This is a genomic window from Paenibacillus agilis (assembly GCF_007786455.1).
GTDB classification, from domain to species: Bacteria; Bacillota; Bacilli; order Paenibacillales; family Paenibacillaceae; genus Paenibacillus_B; species Paenibacillus_B agilis.
Genome location: NZ_VNJK01000001.1, coordinates 1,304,583 through 1,318,983, shown reverse-complemented (window position 1 = coordinate 1,318,983; position 14,401 = coordinate 1,304,583). Strand labels below are relative to the sequence as shown.

Annotated in this window: 14 protein-coding genes; 4 read left to right on the top strand and 10 right to left on the bottom strand. The window is 44.0% G+C overall.

Features of this window, described 5'->3' with window-relative positions; all coding sequences use genetic code 11:
- Positions 1-43 precede the first annotated feature (43 nt).
- Positions 44-853 (bottom strand): hypothetical protein, encoded by an 810-nt coding sequence (locus FPZ44_RS05790; RefSeq protein ID WP_144988219.1) that lies wholly within the window; start codon positions 851-853, stop codon positions 44-46.
- A gap of 237 nt (positions 854-1,090) precedes the next feature.
- On the opposite strand from FPZ44_RS05790, the gene FPZ44_RS05785 reads away from it, so the two are divergent.
- A complete protein-coding gene (locus tag FPZ44_RS05785) occupies positions 1,091-1,183 on the top strand; it encodes a sporulation protein YjcZ (RefSeq protein ID WP_084509389.1) in 93 nt (30 codons plus the stop codon).
- Between the two features lie 73 nt (positions 1,184-1,256).
- Here FPZ44_RS05785 and FPZ44_RS05780 read toward each other — a convergent pair whose 3' ends face one another.
- From FPZ44_RS05780 to FPZ44_RS05770, 3 genes are read right to left on the bottom strand one after another with little or no spacing between them, the layout of a single operon-like run.
- Positions 1,257-2,060: a Cof-type HAD-IIB family hydrolase gene (locus FPZ44_RS05780; RefSeq protein WP_144988217.1), complete on the bottom strand. Its 804-nt coding sequence runs from the start codon at positions 2,058-2,060 to the stop codon at positions 1,257-1,259.
- A 30-nt stretch (positions 2,061-2,090) separates the two neighbouring features.
- A complete protein-coding gene (locus FPZ44_RS05775; RefSeq protein ID WP_144991707.1) occupies positions 2,091-2,825 on the bottom strand; it encodes a pseudouridine synthase in 735 nt (244 codons plus the stop codon).
- An 8-nt stretch (positions 2,826-2,833) separates the two neighbouring features.
- Entirely contained in the window at positions 2,834-4,414 is a 1,581-nt protein-coding gene (locus FPZ44_RS05770) for an RsmB/NOP family class I SAM-dependent RNA methyltransferase (RefSeq protein ID WP_144988215.1), read from the bottom strand.
- Between the two features lie 320 nt (positions 4,415-4,734).
- On the opposite strand from FPZ44_RS05770, the gene FPZ44_RS05765 reads away from it, so the two are divergent.
- From FPZ44_RS05765 to FPZ44_RS05755, 3 genes are read left to right on the top strand one after another with little or no spacing between them, the layout of a single operon-like run.
- Entirely contained in the window at positions 4,735-5,457 is a 723-nt protein-coding gene (locus FPZ44_RS05765) for an ABC transporter ATP-binding protein (RefSeq protein ID WP_144988213.1), read from the top strand.
- A complete protein-coding gene (locus tag FPZ44_RS05760; protein ID WP_144988211.1) occupies positions 5,454-6,830 on the top strand; it encodes an ABC transporter permease in 1,377 nt (458 codons plus the stop codon). The genes FPZ44_RS05765 and FPZ44_RS05760 overlap by 4 nt, the downstream gene beginning before the upstream one ends.
- Before the next feature lie 32 nt (positions 6,831-6,862).
- Complete coding sequence (locus FPZ44_RS05755; RefSeq protein ID WP_261378219.1) at positions 6,863-7,948, top strand: efflux RND transporter periplasmic adaptor subunit; 1,086 nt, start codon at positions 6,863-6,865, stop codon at positions 7,946-7,948.
- Between the two features lie 102 nt (positions 7,949-8,050).
- Here the strand turns inward: FPZ44_RS05755 and FPZ44_RS05750 are convergent, their stop codons facing one another.
- From FPZ44_RS05750 to FPZ44_RS05725, 6 genes are all read right to left on the bottom strand, one after another.
- Positions 8,051-8,461 carry a DUF309 domain-containing protein gene (locus FPZ44_RS05750; RefSeq protein ID WP_144988209.1) on the bottom strand — a complete coding sequence of 137 codons (411 nt, stop codon included), beginning with the start codon at positions 8,459-8,461 and terminating at the stop codon, positions 8,051-8,053.
- On the bottom strand, positions 8,458-9,270 hold the full coding sequence (gene yjbM, locus FPZ44_RS05745) for a GTP diphosphokinase (protein WP_144988207.1): 813 nt from the start codon (positions 9,268-9,270) through the stop codon (positions 8,458-8,460). The genes FPZ44_RS05750 and yjbM overlap by 4 nt, the downstream gene beginning before the upstream one ends.
- Positions 9,271-9,350: 80 nt before the next feature.
- Positions 9,351-10,445, bottom strand: a complete 1,095-nt coding sequence (locus FPZ44_RS05740; protein ID WP_144991705.1) for a quinone-dependent dihydroorotate dehydrogenase — start codon at positions 10,443-10,445, stop codon at positions 9,351-9,353.
- 458 nt (positions 10,446-10,903) lie between these two features.
- Entirely contained in the window at positions 10,904-12,379 is a 1,476-nt protein-coding gene (locus FPZ44_RS05735) for a L,D-transpeptidase (protein ID WP_144988205.1), read from the bottom strand.
- A gap of 159 nt (positions 12,380-12,538) precedes the next feature.
- Positions 12,539-12,772, bottom strand: coding sequence for a ferredoxin (locus FPZ44_RS05730; RefSeq protein WP_144988203.1), 234 nt, complete (start codon positions 12,770-12,772; stop codon positions 12,539-12,541).
- A gap of 169 nt (positions 12,773-12,941) precedes the next feature.
- Positions 12,942-14,264 carry a DNA polymerase IV gene (locus FPZ44_RS05725; protein WP_144988201.1) on the bottom strand — a complete coding sequence of 441 codons (1,323 nt, stop codon included), beginning with the start codon at positions 14,262-14,264 and terminating at the stop codon, positions 12,942-12,944.
- Positions 14,265-14,401 lie beyond the last annotated feature (137 nt).

Genomic DNA, 14,401 nt, shown 5'->3' with positions numbered 1-14,401 from the left:
TATACACTTATGTAATGGATCTTGGTGTGTATAATACCTCTTCTTAATTTTCTTCTACATCAACGTAAAATAAGGCATCATCAATAATCTCATCATGAAACATCATATTCAGATGAAGCGCTGTAAATGATTGTTCCTTTGCCAGTTCATGCACGATCGACTCTCCGATATAATGCCGCTCACGTCCTGTACCTGGAACTCTAAAATCAATAAATCCCGACAACTGTTCACCTTCCGTGTTAACCGTCGCCAACCCTGCTGGCAGCGAACCTCCTTGCTCTGTATAAATATCATACATTAGCGCATCTCCATCATCTCTTGCGAGAATGATTTGGATGCCAAGAGCCTCGCCTGGATGTGGGGGGCAGATTGCTAATTCGTGTTTATGGTTACCTCTATCTTGTTGAAGCCTTTGATTCGTCGTCGTTAATTTGAGTGTTGCATAATCTTCTACCACGATCCTATCATCTGTTTGGCTTGCTCGATATTCATTATCGATGACATATTCATCATCAACTTCATATTCTTCTTGTTCATGGTCCCATTCCTCCCATGATGTCTCGACAGAAGAACTTACGATATGCGAATACTTCCCGCTAATAACTTGCAACTCTCGCTGCTCAGCGTCTATCGCATCAGACAATCGCTCAATGTAGCGCTCTACGACTTGTTCCAATTGCTGCTCCATCTCACTTGAACTTAGCGCATCTTCATCTATAATGAGCGTACTGTATAGTCTGCTTCCTTCCCTATACATGACGAGCAACGTTGCCGTATATACGCCATCTATGAGTATATCGATGGCTTCTGCCCCTGCCGTTACAAAGTCCGGTCTCATTTCTAAGCGATACATACATAACCTCCTGCTTATTCTGACAATGATTCATTCATTAACATTAGCATGCCTTGCTAAACCGTTAGACATGCGCCCAAATACACATCATCTTGGCAATCGCCCATACCGAGACGTGATATAAGCATATGATACGATATGCCGAATGACGGAAGTTCCGCCGCATCAATACAACTGCACGGAACCCTGTACCCCCTTCGGTAGAGCTAACTACAAGGGTAGAGGAGGAATGAGAAGATGGGCGCAGTAGGAGGATACTACAATTCGATAGGTGTTGTCTTGGTATTGTTCATCTTGTTGGTCATCATCTCTCGTGCTTTAACTTACTGATGCCGCGAACGATGGCAACAACAAAAAGGAGGGGATTAATCCCCTCCTTTTTTGGCGCCTCAATATGTGAGGGTTAAGATAAGAAATATTTTTTCAGTACTGCATGTACCCCGTCATCGTTATTTGATAACGTAACTTCATCTGCCGCTGCCTTGACATCGATTGGTGAATTATCCATAGCGACACCAATTCCAGCAAATTGAATCATAGTCATGTCATTATAATAGTTGCCGACAGCCATTACATTATCGCTTGAAATACCGCGAAGCTGTGTCAATTGCTTCAATGCATTCCCCTTCGTTGCTTCTTTATGCATAATATCGATAAAGAAATCGCCAGACCGAATGAATTGAACCTTATGATCCCATAAGCTCAACGCCTGCTGAACACGATCTATATCTTCTTTATAGCCGCTCATCGTTAACTTCAAAACAGGGCTTGCTAGGTTGTCCCAGCCTGGGAAGTTTTTCGGTTCAATTAGAAATTGCTTATACGTATTCAACCAATCTGCAGATAACAGATCTACTTGGTTCACATAGAGATCAAAGGCCGTATTAATATCATAATGCACCTTTTCTTCGTTGCAGTATGTCAAGTAAGGCTCTAGATCCATTTGGCTCAGCTCAAATTGATGGAGCATGCTTTTATCTTTAGAAGCTACTGTTGCCGCTCCATTATGAGTTATGACAACACCTTCTAGACCCAACTTGTCCAAATAAGGCAACGTGCTTACAGGGCTTCTACCCGTACATAATACGATCTCCACACCTTGAGCAGCAACTTCGCGAATCGTATTTGCATTCATTTCCGATAAAGAGTGATCATCATGGAGCAGTGTTCCGTCCATATCAAGGGCAATCATTTTAATGTTGTTCATGCTGTGAACCTCCATCTCGCTGTATTAAAACTAAGAAGTAGCTTGCTGCAACGAGGCAAGCTCGTCCTCACTCAGTTCCCGCCATTGACCGATTGGCAGCTCAGAATCGAGCTGTAAAGGGCCCATCGTTAATCGTTTTAAGTACACAACTTGCTTGCCTACTGACTCAAACATACGCTTTACCTGATGGAATTTACCTTCGGTAATCGTCAGTTCAATGTGGCTAATCACTTCTTCCGTTGGCAGTGACTCCTTGCTCTTAATGACAAGCTGTGCTGGCTTCGTTACATAACCATCATCCAACGTGACACCGAGTGCCATAGCTGCCACATCGTCTTCAGTTACATCCCCTTTGACACGAGCAAAATACGTCTTAGGCACATGCTTGCGCGGTGCTAGAAGTTCGTGTGAAAGCTTGCCATCATTCGTAAGCAAGAGCAGTCCTTCTGTATCTTTATCGAGTCTTCCAACAGGGAATGGCTCGAAGCAAAGCATGTCGTCAGGCAGCAAATCGATCACCGTTCGCTCACGGCGATCTTCTGTCGCGGAAATAACTCCTGGCGGCTTATGCAGCATAATATAGACATACTCCCGATACTCCACTTTTTGTCCATCGAATTGTACGTCGTCTGCATCGGGATCCACTTGCTTGCCGCTATCTTTGATAGCTGCCCCATTTACCGTAATAAGACCAGCCTTAGCCCATCTTTTAATCTCTGATCGGGAACCAAAACCCATATGTCCGAGCAGCTTGTCCAATCTCATTTTTGCCATTAGGTTATCCACCTCCATGCAGCTGGATATTCATTTTTCAATATACCATCCACCCATTTGCCGAAGCCAAGCGGACAATTTTCTAATGTTATCATAACGTAACCTTTCCTGTCTTTCACACTCAAGTCGGAAGCAGTGCACAGTCGATCTGGATCAACCGTCAACGTATCCCCTCGTAAATAAGCAATCACTTCTTGCTGCTCCAGTTTCAGCGGCAATGTACGAAGCATATCGCTTGGCTGTAAAGCAAGTGCTAAAGCATGAGAAGGTTCAAAGCGTCCATTTTTCAATGTTCCTAAAAACAGTCCTGGTCGCGCTACTTTCAGCTTTAGCAAACGCTCCACTGGGAGCGGACAATCATAGGCATAGTTGCCAATACAAGCATTTAGCTCACATCTGTTATTCACAAGCTGCTGCTTGCTCCATTCAGCATACGTATCGACATATTCTTGCTCAGGACGGCGAATCCCTTTCGGTAATTTTACCATCTGATCTTTGCGAGAGTCTGATTTATGGGTTTGCTTCCCTTTGCCCTTCTGCTTGGGACGGCTAGAGACATGAGATAGTTTACGAATTGCATCAACATCTACATCCGGTTGGTGCAAGCTTGCAACAGAGCGAGCTGGTCGTTCCCCTTCTCGTTCCAGTACCGCGACATAATGACCTTCGCCATTTACTCGGTGGGGCCATAGCCGTATCGTTCCTGCTGTTGCTTCAATCGCTTCTTCCGCAGCTACCCAGCCCTGCTCTTCCATACATGCACGCGCCCATTCTGGACGTCCCGCTTCCATCCCATGCTTTAATTCTATCGTGCGCACTCGGAAGTCAGGATATTTGGTTAGGAATCGCGCAATGGAAGCTTCATTCTCTTCTGGAGAGAACGTACACGTTGAATAGACTAGGCGACCGCCAGGGGCAACAAGCTTGGCAGCACTGTCCAATATATCCTGCTGCATGGCCGCGTAAGCAGTGACGGGTTCACGTTCCCATGCACGAACCATATCAGGGTCTTTGCGGAACATCCCCTCTCCAGAACATGGTGCATCCACGAGCACACGGTCAAACCATTGCGGGAAAGCATCCGCGATTCGTGCTGGCTCTTCATTCAAGACGATCGCTCGCGTGACTCCATACAGCTCCATGTTTCTTACAAGTGCTTTTGTACGATCTGGATGAATGTCATTCGTAACAAGTACTCCATTTTGCCCGATGCGGGATGCGATTTGAACCGACTTCCCTCCAGGTGCCGCACATAAGTCCAACACATAGTCCCCATCCTGTGGCTCCAACAGCTCAACAGGCGCCATTGCACTTGGTTCCTGTATATAATAGAAACCTGCGTGATAATAAGGATGCTTGCCTGGACGAAGTGAAGGATCAATATAAAACCCATCCTGTGTCCAAGGTATAGGCGACAGTTCCATCGGTGCGATTTCTTTCCAAGCCTTTACACTTTTTTTAAGCGTATTTACCCGCAGTCCTGCATAAGGCGATATATGATAGCTTTGCAAAAAAGACTCCCACTCCTCGCCAAGTCGATTTTGCATCTGTTCGATAAACATTTGAGGTAACGTCTTCATTTTGTCATCCTTTCAGCTAGCTATTGCATATTGGCAATATGCAACAACCCAAACAACATCTCTAAATAGCATATCACGTCTGGCTATTTTTTTGAAAGGAATGAAGGGGGAACTCTGTCGAAAGTTGTCTTATTCGTGGATTTCCGTATTTTAATCTTTCATTTTTGTCACATTAGCTCATTTCACGATATTTACGCTCGCAAGCCCGTTCATAAGTTGATATGATAATTTAGTTACTAGAAAGGCATTGGTCATACTCATGACACAACAACAAGAAGAACAAAACAGACATTAGAACACAAGAAGGAGGTAATGCCCCAATGCTACGTATCGAACAATTGTCCCACTCCTTTCGCAATGGAGATGAGATCACGCCCGTCCTGCAGCACATCGACTTTCAAGTTGCAAAAGGCAGTATGGTTGCACTGCTAGGCAGCTCAGGATCAGGTAAATCAACGCTGCTCAATTTGATGGCAGGCCTTATGAAGCCTACAGAAGGAAATATTTACATAAACGAACACAACATCGTAAAGATGAATGAAAATCAACTCGCTGAATTTCGCAGAGCACATATCGGATTTATTTTTCAAGCCTATGAACTTATTCCGAATTTAACCGTTATTGAAAATGTTGAACTTCCATTCGTGTTCCAAGGCGTATCCCCTCGTAAAAGGCGTGAGAAAGCCCAACATTTGCTCGAACAAGTCGGCTTGCCGGACAAAGGAAAAATGTTTGTCTCCCAACTTTCAGGTGGTCAGCAGCAGCGCGTAAGTATCGCACGATCGCTTATTACAGAACCTTCTGTCATTTTTGCGGACGAGCCTACTGGAAACTTGGATACAAAGACAGAGGATGAAGTCATCTCCATTCTTAAACAGCTCAATAAGAAAATGAACACTACTTTCGTTATCGTTACCCACGAACGAGAAGTTGCGGAGCATACAGAACGCGTATTAACACTTAAAGACGGCCGACTTATCGAAGACGCAGTAACAACAAGTGCCCAAGCAGCTGGCTCAGGTATCGGAGGCGTACATACATGAGGTTTGGTGATTATATCCGCTTATCTTTTGACCAGCTTCGCAGGCGCAAGGTTGTAACCATCCTATGTGCGCTTGGCATTTCAATAGGCTGTGCCGCTATTGTCGTGGCGATGAGTATCGGAGAATCCGCTGCAAAATATTCAGAAATGCAGATGAGCCGCTGGTTCAAACTTGATGAAATTACGGTTTCCCCGCAGAGTACGGGGCAATCAGGTGATCCCTCTGCAAAGTCTGAAATTGATGAAGGTTCACTGCTTACTTCACAGAAGCTTGAACTCATACGCACATTCCCGCATGTTCAAGCCGCTGCTCCGATGCAAGAAATCGGCGGGTTTCAAACAAAGCTAACGAATGGGACCACTTCTTATGTGCAAGTGATCGCTACGGATCTGAATAGCTTACAAGCATTCGGACATCAAATGCGTTTGGGAGCTGTGTCGGATTTGCCTCAGACCGTAATAGCCAACTTTGGTGCAACATTCGGTTACGTAGATGACAAAGCAAGACAAGCGCTCTACGATAAGCTGCGCCTAAATCCATATGACGACGAAGTGTACAAACAGCTTGAAAATTTAGATCGTCTGCCTGCGAATTTATATCAACAGTCAATTCAATTTGTTCAATATGACCAGCAATCAGGTCGGGAATATCTTTCTCCCCCACTTCGTGTGGCCGGCGTAATGAAGAAACCAGATAGCCAAACTGACAATATGGCTATGAACCAGAAAATCATGTATGTATCTTTAGAAACAGCAGAATGGTTGCGTAAGCAGCCCGGTTTTAGACCGATTGAATCTGATTCATCTGCGAATATGGTATCTACAACTGTAGAGCATTATCCGTTAGTGACTGTTAAGGTTGATAGCCAAGATAATGTAAAGCAAGTGGAGAGCAAAATTAAACAACTGCGTTTGAACGCGATGCACAATCTCGAACAAAAAGAACGGCTCAAAGAAGAATTTGCGATGATGCGAACGATCGCACTCGGCATCGGCTTATTTATATTGTTTATTGCTTCTATTTCTATTGTTGTAGCCATGACAATGTCTACCTATCAGCGAAGACGCCAAATCGGAATTATGAAAGTCCTCGGTGCTAACCTGCGGCAAATCCGCAATATGTTTATCATTGAAGCTACGTTAATTGGTCTACTAGGCGGAATTATGGGAGTTATTTTCTCACATTGGATTATATGGGGAATTAACGGTCTTGTACTTTCGAGTGGAGCTGAAGCTAGCGAGGTTTTATTTATCGCCCCTTGGATTATACCACTAGGTATGTTCTTTGCGATTATTACGGGAATATTGGCTGGACTATACCCTGCCATTAACGCGTCTCGTACGGATGCCTTGACAGCAATTCGCCGTGACTAGTATATGTAAATTAGAAGAGGAGCACTTCCGATATGAAAATTAAAAAAGCAATCAAGTGGACGATTATTCTCGCATTGTTAGGCGGTATTAGCTATGGACTATATTCATTTTCTCAGCCTAAAACGATGCCATTAGATACAGCTGGTCAAGAGGATCTCACCTTCCCAGTTACGAAGGAAACATTAGTGAAAACGATCGCGATTACGGGTAAGTCATCTTATGTCAGCGAAACGATCGTATATGCACCTTTTAATGGAAAAGTGAACAAGTGGAATGTCAAGGACGGACAGCAAGTGAAGCGCGGCGACACCTTGTTCCAGCTAGATCCAACTTCTATCCAGCAAGAGATTACAAGGGCGGAAGCCGAACTAAAGAAACAAGATCTTGAAGAGCAGCTAGCTAAGTTTAAAGGTGAGTTTGCAGCAGGCGAAGTGAGCGCTCCTTTGACGGAAGAAAGCTCCAAACAGCACTACGTTCAAAAAGAAACAGAACGTGTACAGAAAGAAATTACTTCCCTTACACGTACGATTCAACAAAAAGAGATCGCAGAGAAGAAGTCAAAAATCGCTCAATCTCATTATATCTCTCCAGTATCAGGTATTTTCCTCTATGATGATGCGGCTAAGCTTCCGCAGCAAGTTCAGGAAAATATGCGTGTAGGCAAAATTGTAGATGTAAATCAACTTCAGCTTGTTACCTATGTCGGGGAGCAAGATATTTTCTCGCTTAAGCCAGGCATGTCCGTAGAAGTGGAGCTAACGGCGCACAAAGATATCAAATTGAATGGTGATGTCGTAAAAGTATCTAAATTCGCTAAAACAGGAGCTGACGGTGCTGTTGTATCCCCCGCCCAATTCGAAGTCATTGTAAGCCTAGCTAAAAATCCAAATTTGATTGCAGGCCTTAGCTTAAACGGAAAAGTTGAGGTGGAGCGCAAGGACAGTACGATTGTTGTACCTACGCTTGCTGTCATGAAAGATAGCGAAGGCTCTTATGTAATGCTTAAATCTGCTGGCGGTACAGCGAAGCGCCAAAACATAACAGTAGGCTTAGAGACAGCGGACAAGACCGAAGTACTAGAAGGGCTGAAGCCTGGAGATCAAGTTACGCTGCAATAATTTATTTAGCTTCATAAAATGTGAAACAAATAAAGCAGTCCTCCCAAGTAAATGGGTTGGACTGCTTTTGTTATTGCCTCTCAAGCGGTACTATGATGTTGTTTAGTCCAAACTTAAATCGATGTCATCCAAGCTTACAAGCTGCATCAATTCAACATCTATTATAGGAATGGTTATATCTCTTGGCTCGGCTTGAGCTCCTTCTTCACTAGACACGATTTCTAGCAGCAAAGCTGTCTCGACCCGTACAATACCAAGCTCAATGCCCATACAAATGTCCGGATATGGAGCCAGCTTATGTAAAGCAGCTTCCCATAATTTAATCGCTCCTGCAGTATTACGATGATGCCAATGATGCAGCCCTACTGCCACTTGCAGCAATCCTTGATAAAATGGTTTGCGGCCCTCTTCCAACCACAGCTCCTCCATCACATCATGGCAAGTATAGTAATCACGATGTTCATTGAACAGCTTCAGAAAACGGATGAACAATCGATCATAGGACGTTCTCATCCTTCTGATTCGCCGCTCTTTTTCTTACATTCTTTAATCAAAAGACTCAGCTCTTCTTCCAATTGTTTAAAGCCGGTGAGATCACGTTCCATCCACAGACTGTTAAAGCGGCTTTGGAATGCTATCGCCTCACTAATACGATGATAGAAGTACAAATCTTGAATTAGCGTCAAGCACTTTTGAACGAGCTTCGCATCATCTTCGAAGTTCTTTTGAGCATCCAATATTTCTTGACGTATGCTGGACATCTCATTATCCAGTATAAAGGCTGCTTCCGCAGACTTTTTCAAGCGTTCACGCACTTCATCAGGCAAACTATCCCGATATTTATAGTTCAATGAATGCTCAATCGTTGCCCAAAAGTTCATCGCCAACGTACGGATCTGAATTTCGGCCAGTACATGCTTATAGCCCAACGCTGTCTGTACCGGATATTCTACGATCATATGAAAGCTTCGGTATCCGCTTTCCTTAAAGTTTGTTACGTAGTCCTTCTCATATAGAACAGTCATGTCCTTACGGTGACGGATCAGCTCTGCCAGGGAATGAATATCTTCTACGAACTGACACATGATACGAATACCTGCGATATCCTCAATACCACGCTCAATGTCATCCATATCTACCGATAATCGTTTCGCTTTCTCCAGAATACTGGAAATCCTCTTCACACGTCCCGTAACAAATTCTATAGGGGCATATTCCTCACGCTTCTTCAATTCGCTGCGCATTGTCTTGAACTTAACTTTCAATTCTTCAACAGCTTGTTCATAAGGCAGCAAAAATTTCTTCCAATCTCTTCCGTCCATAACGAACGCCTCCTGTCCGTTCCCATCGTTCATTGTATGCGGTTAGGTATGTTAACGTTGTCTGACTTTGTTATCGATTATTATTTATGATCTCGGCCGACTGCTTCAGATATGTGTCGGTAGCCATCGCGCTTCAACAAGGCTTTCAATCCCGTCGTTATCTCACGACTAATGCCTGGACCGCGATAAATAAGCCCTGTATACACTTCCACCAGGCTTGCACCCGCACATATTTTGGCATATGCATCCTCAGCTGTAAATACACCGCCTGAACCAATTATCGGAATACGTCCTCCCGCTTGGCGGTATACTTTACGAATAATTTCAGTAGAATGCTCCGTCAAAGGCTTGCCGCTCAAGCCGCCTGCCTCCATACGATTCGGATGATTCGTCCCTGCCCGTGACAACGTCGTGTTCGTTGCAATAATTCCTGAGACTCCGCTTTGCACGATTGTCTCTGTCATAGGGATCAAATCTTCATCAGTTACATCAGGTGCTATTTTAACCAAGATTGCTTTATTTTTCTGATTGTTAGCATTTAGTGTCTGCATTTCCGCTACAACTGCATTCAACAAAGTTCGCAGTTCATCACCATGCTGTAAATTACGCAGATTAGGCGTATTCGGAGAACTAATGTTCACTACGAATAAGTCTGCTACATCATAAAGCTTACGTATACATGCCAAATAGTCCTGCTCGGCCTGTTCATTCGGCGTTACTTTATTTTTGCCAATGTTCACCCATACAGGAATACGTCGTTCCTTTACACTTGTAAGACGATGCAGCATATGATCTGCGCCTTCATTATTAAATCCCATGCGATTGATGAGTGCTTCATCTGGAGGGAGTCGGAACATGCGAGGCTGCTCATTGCCTGGCTGACCGACAGGAGTAACGGTTCCTACTTCCATAAATCCTAATCCAATGGAGGAGAAGCCTTCCACAGCGGCGGCATTTTTGTCTAACCCTGCAGCGAGTCCGATTGGTGAATGAAAATGTAAGCCAAACAAATCGGTCGCAAGTGCTGGATCTTCTTTTACCCCATATATCGAACGCATCAGCGGCTTCATACCAGGAACTTTAGTAGCTCCTGCAAGCCCTCCGATGACGAGGTGGTGTGCACGTTCTGGATCCATTCGAAAAAATATCGGTTTGCCAATGCTGCGGTATATCAATCGTTCCACTCCGTTCTTCGCTCTTCATTAAAACAGCTTTATATTTTTTTATGTTATCTATTCTAACATAAAAAAGGGGTTCGGTCTCGAAAATACGCTTAATCTTATACAAATTCGCGTACCCATCCTATCATATTTTACTGATTTTCAATCAAAATGAAAAGAGATCCAAAAATTTATTATCACTCTAGCCAACTACTTAGTAAGCGATTACAATAAAAATAGGAATACATACGAAAGGTGATGACTTTATGAGCGCGAAGCGAATGCCACCCATTCGAAAAACAAAACAAGACGCACAGGTAAACCGCAAAGCAATCTACATCATTGGGAGTTCATTGCTTTTTCTTACTGTTCTACTAAGCGTGTTTATTTTACTGAAGTAACAATCCACATCTCATAACAAAAAGGTCTGCTCCTTCCACAGAGCAGACCTTACTTTTTTTAGCTTTTAATAATTAATCTAACCATTTGTAAACTTTTTTCGGGTTTTCTTGCCCTGGCGTTAGTGGTACACGATAACGCTCATCATCTGCCGGTACAACAGACATGTCTGGTAAATGGCCCGACGTAATGGTTACTTTCGTTCCCATCGCCACCATATCGAACAACTCTTCCACATCCTCATTGGACATTCGAATGCAACCAAGCGACTCATCCTGACCGATTGAATCCAGATCATTTGTCCCATGAATCGCATACTGTGTATTTGACAAGGCCATTCCACGGCTGCCATATGCCCCTGAAGAACTACCATTCGGATTGACCACTTTCTCAGATATAACAAATGAACCTTCCGGTGTACGATCGCCTCCTAAACCTACTTTATAATTTCGCAGCATAATGGAACCACTCACGACTGCTAATCGGTGTGTCTTTTTATCAATAATAATGCGAAGCGGCTCTTCGAAAGGTTCTGCTGCACCTGTCGCCCACTGCTCATCCAACACACGCTTCATCTTAGGCACAGTCTTAATGGGTGTAAGTTTTTTATGTACATCTTTATAGATCCCTGACCACTCTGCATGAACTCCTGAAACTACATTTCGAGGATAGCCTTTTGCTAATTCGCCGACCGAAGCTGGCGGCTGCTTCCCTCGCTGCAGTACAGCAGCATGTGTAGACATTGCCATTAAACGCTGCTCAGCAGCACGCGCCCATAAAGCAGCATCTTTTACTGCTTGCATACGTTCTGGCTCACATTCGCAATCAGCATCCCCTGGGAAATACGTTTGGCTGCTCTTACTTTCACTTTGCGCCTTGCTTTTAACGATTGCCCATACCTGTGGCTGAGTTGACCAGATACTCCAACGTCCATGTTTTTGCAAAGTAACAAGCGTGGACGACTGATTCTGTTTTGCAGCCTTAACGACTGCTTGTCTCAATTGGCGATCACTCTGGGCTGAACTCGTCTTTTCCACATACACAACCGTTCCAAGGCTAGGTGAAGGCAGCTTATTATCCTTCCCTGGGTCTGCATCTTTACCTACAGCATGTTTATCGACGGGCTTTAACGTTTGATTCTCTCCACCTTCAGGCTTTGGCTGTGCAATCTCCGTTTCACCCGGCTTAGAAGATGGTGCCATTGCATCTTCACCTGCTAACATAGCTCCGAATAATAGCAAAATAAGAAGAGATGCTAACACCCTTATTCCTAGCTTGATTCGATTACGTTTTCTCATTCGCTTCTGTACGGCTTGCATCATTAACAGTTGTTCTTCCTGAAACCGCTCTATGGGCAAAGGCTCATTTTCAAAAGCTTTATATATGTCTCCTGCTTGATTATAACAATAGCTAGCTTTACGCAGCTGACCGTCTTTTTCATATTGCTTTCCAAGTAAATACCATGCCATGCGATTGTCAGGATGAGCTTGTACATACTTCTTCATGTAGGCTTCGTCTTTCTCCGTCCATTCATCAAGCCGTTCGTTCATTATGTCCTCAACTCCCCCTGCCTCTATATTTCCTATATCGGCAATTGACAACCAGATCACAAGTGTTCCTTCATATGAAAATATGTATATAGTTAAAAATCCCCGCCGAGGCGAGGATTTGGTTGGTTGGGTGTATTCTCTTTATAATCTCTATATAACTTAGTTGAATGGCGTATCAGCAATTTTGATGGAGTCTGTTGGGCAGCCATCGCATGCATCTTGCATATCATCAAATAGGTCTTCAGGGATCACCTTCACACCCATATTGCCGTCTCCATCATAAATTGTTTCTGCTAGACCTTCATCATCGTAGTCATAAACGTCAGGAGCTGTTGCTCCGCAAGCGCCACAAGCGATGCACGTGTCTTTATCAACCCAAGTATATTTTCCCATTGGTAGTTCCCTCCTGGTATTCAAGTCAGATCGTCTTGATTCCTCCGTATTCAATATAATACAAACAAGTCTCAAGTTCAAACGATTTCCATGTTTTTTATAATAATTCGATATAGCATTTTCAGCTAATTTTGTATAAAATATTATGCCCAAAACTGCTATCTTACGTTTATTTCCAATCTTCGCCATCCTGTTTCTCATACTCTCGCAAGAAATCCGTCTGCAAGGAAGTCCCCCTCACACGATGGTTACGAATTAAAGCGGAGGGATCATCCCCTAGCATCCCCAACATGACGACCGCATTTTCACCATATTTGTTACGCAAACTGTCTACTGTCTCGTTCAATTTGTCACGCTTCGGCTGTTGTTTGTAGGCAAATAAATCAAGTTGTACAACCGCCTCTTCCTTAGCAACTAGATTTTGCCCTGTAATTCCCAACAATCGCAGTGGCCCACGACCTTGCCAATGACGCTCATACAGTTTCCATGAAGCTTCCAACAAATGCTGGGCATCATCTGTCGGCGTATCCACCGTTAACGAACGCGTAAACGTCTTCATATCTGGCGTGCGTAATGTTAACTGCACCGTCTGCGCCATCATTTGCTGCTTCCGCATACGACGAGCTACTTGGTCGGCCAAGTTTAGCAGTACTCGACGTATGTCACCATCTGACTCAATATCTTTCGGCAAAGTTGTCGTATGACCAATGGATTTGCTTGCTTCCCTCTCGGCTCGAACCTCGCCATGATCCATCCCATTTGCTGCCTGCTTCATTCCTATTCCAAGTACGCCGAAATGGTGCTCCAACCGCTGCGCATCTGTCCTGGCAAGCTCTCCAATTGTATGAATGCCAAGGCGACGCAGCTTCTCTGCAGTCTTACGGCCAATACCGAACAGCTCTTGACACGGACGATGCCACAGCTTATCTGGCACATCTCGTATTCTCAGCACGGTAATGCCATTCGGCTTTTTCATATCGGATGCCATTTTGGCCAGCAATTTATTCGGTGCCACACCGATCGAGCAAGGAATGCCTAATTCCTCACGAATGCGCATCTGCAGCTCTTCAGCAATGTGCAACGGAGTTCCGAACGACTTCGAACCCGTTATATCAAGGTAGCATTCATCAATAGATACAGCTTCAACTAATGGCGTATAGGAACTAGCTATATTTAGAAAAGCACGCGAATATTTACGATATAAATGAAAGTCTGGCTTAATAATCATAAGAGACGGGCATATTTTTTGAGCTTCACGAACACGCATGCCTGTACGAATTCCGTAACGTCTAGCTTCATAGGAGCAAGTTACAATAATCCCTTTACGCTGCTCGATGCTGCCTGCTACAGCGGTTGCCTTATTTTGATACGTATCCGGATCCTCGGCTGCGTGTACAGAACAGTAAAATGCGTTCATGTCCAAATGAAGAATAACTTTCCCTTTTGTCGGGTAGTAACGATGTATCTCTTCATTGGAAGTGCTCTCGTTCATCTTATACCTTCCTCTCTTTTCCGAAAGACTAGAACCTATCTATGAAATAAACGGCTATTATCTAATGCAACGCAAGACAATACCATGCAGCACACAAGCTTGTTTTCCCTATATATTGTAATACATTCGTACTCCCA

Excerpts from the sequence above, each read along its gene's own strand:
- FPZ44_RS05790 (WP_144988219.1), bottom strand. The coding sequence starts at position 853 with ATGTATCGCTTAGAAATGAGACCGGACTTTGTAACGGCAGGGGCAGAA.
- FPZ44_RS05785 (WP_084509389.1), top strand. The coding sequence starts at position 1,091 with ATGGGCGCAGTAGGAGGATACTACAATTCGATAGGTGTTGTCTTGGTA.
- FPZ44_RS05780 (WP_144988217.1), bottom strand. The coding sequence starts at position 2,060 with ATGAACAACATTAAAATGATTGCCCTTGATATGGACGGAACACTGCTC.
- FPZ44_RS05775 (WP_144991707.1), bottom strand. The coding sequence starts at position 2,825 with ATGAGATTGGACAAGCTGCTCGGACATATGGGTTTTGGTTCCCGATCA.
- FPZ44_RS05770 (WP_144988215.1), bottom strand. The coding sequence starts at position 4,414 with ATGAAGACGTTACCTCAAATGTTTATCGAACAGATGCAAAATCGACTT.
- FPZ44_RS05765 (WP_144988213.1), top strand. The coding sequence starts at position 4,735 with ATGCTACGTATCGAACAATTGTCCCACTCCTTTCGCAATGGAGATGAG.
- FPZ44_RS05760 (WP_144988211.1), top strand. The coding sequence starts at position 5,454 with ATGAGGTTTGGTGATTATATCCGCTTATCTTTTGACCAGCTTCGCAGG.
- FPZ44_RS05755 (WP_261378219.1), top strand. The coding sequence starts at position 6,863 with ATGAAAATTAAAAAAGCAATCAAGTGGACGATTATTCTCGCATTGTTA.
- FPZ44_RS05750 (WP_144988209.1), bottom strand. The coding sequence starts at position 8,461 with ATGAGAACGTCCTATGATCGATTGTTCATCCGTTTTCTGAAGCTGTTC.
- yjbM (WP_144988207.1), bottom strand. The coding sequence starts at position 9,270 with ATGGACGGAAGAGATTGGAAGAAATTTTTGCTGCCTTATGAACAAGCT.
- FPZ44_RS05735 (WP_144988205.1), bottom strand. The coding sequence starts at position 12,379 with ATGAACGAACGGCTTGATGAATGGACGGAGAAAGACGAAGCCTACATG.
- FPZ44_RS05730 (WP_144988203.1), bottom strand. The coding sequence starts at position 12,772 with ATGGGAAAATATACTTGGGTTGATAAAGACACGTGCATCGCTTGTGGC.
- FPZ44_RS05725 (WP_144988201.1), bottom strand. The coding sequence starts at position 14,264 with ATGAACGAGAGCACTTCCAATGAAGAGATACATCGTTACTACCCGACA.